This window comes from Streptomyces sp. NPDC059668 (assembly GCF_042734135.1).
Classification (GTDB): Bacteria; Actinomycetota; Actinomycetes; order Streptomycetales; family Streptomycetaceae; genus Streptomyces.
The window spans coordinates 1-1,169 of record NZ_JBHWEL010000163.1; the positions used below are offsets into that span (position 1 = coordinate 1).

The 1,169-nt window shown below is 74.8% G+C and carries 1 protein-coding gene; it reads left to right on the forward strand.

Features of this window, described 5'->3' with window-relative positions:
* Nucleotides 1–1,088, forward strand: a 1,088-nt coding sequence (gene sucB / locus ACFV2J_RS42600) for a 2-oxoglutarate dehydrogenase, E2 component, dihydrolipoamide succinyltransferase (protein ID WP_385443876.1), incomplete at its 5' end; no start/stop codon positions are given.
* Nucleotides 1,089–1,169 lie beyond the last annotated feature (81 nt).

Genomic DNA, 1,169 nt, shown 5'->3' on the forward strand with positions numbered 1-1,169 from the left:
CGCCCGCTCCGGCCGCGCCCGCCCCGGCTCCGGCTCCGGCTCCGGTCCAGGCCGCCGCCCCGGTCGCGCCCCCCGCTCCCGCTCCGGCCCCCGCGCCGGCCGCGCCCGCCCCCGTCACCCCGGCCCCGGCGCCCGCCGCGACCTCCGGTGACGACGGCGCCTACGTGACCCCGCTGGTGCGCAAGCTCGCCGCCGAGAACGGTGTCGACCTGGCCGCCGTCAAGGGCACCGGCGTCGGTGGCCGCATCCGCAAGCAGGACGTCATCGCCGCGGCGGAGGCCGCCAAGGCCGCCGCAGCGGCTCCGGCGCCCGCCGCCGCGGCCGCCGCCCCCGCGGCCAAGAAGGCCCCGGTCCTGGAGGTCTCGCCGCTGCGCGGCCAGACCGTCAAGATGCCGCGGATCCGCAAGGTCATCGGCGACAACATGGTGAAGGCCCTGCACGAGCAGGCCCAGCTGTCCTCGGTGGTCGAGGTCGACATCACCCGCCTGATGAAGCTCCGCGCGCAGGCGAAGGACTCCTTCGCGGCCCGCGAGGGCGTCAAGCTCTCCCCGATGCCGTTCTTCGTGAAGGCGGCGGCCCAGGCGCTGAAGGCCCACCCGGCCGTCAACGCCCGGATCAACGTGGACGAGGGCACGATCACCTACTTCGACTCCGAGAACATCGGCATCGCGGTGGACTCCGAGAAGGGCCTGATGACCCCGGTCATCAAGCACGCCGGCGATCTCAACATCGCCGGTATCGCCAAGGCGACCGCCGACCTGGCGGGCAAGGTCCGGGCCAACAAGATCACCCCGGACGAGCTGTCCGGCGCGACCTTCACCATCTCCAACACCGGCTCGCGCGGCGCGCTCTTCGACACGATCATCGTGCCGCCGAACCAGGTCGCGATCCTCGGCATCGGCGCCACGGTCAAGCGTCCGGCCGTCATCGAGACGGAGGAGGGCACGGTCATCGGCGTCCGCGACATGACGTACCTCACGCTCTCCTACGACCACCGTCTGGTGGACGGCGCCGACGCGGCCCGTTACCTGACCGCGGTCAAGGCGATCCTGGAGGCGGGCGAGTTCGAGGTCGAGCTCGGCCTGTAGTCCCACCCCCGGGGGGGGGGGGGGGGGCGCCCCCCCCCCCCCCCCCCGCCCCCGCGGGGGGGGGGGGGGGGCGCGGCGCGC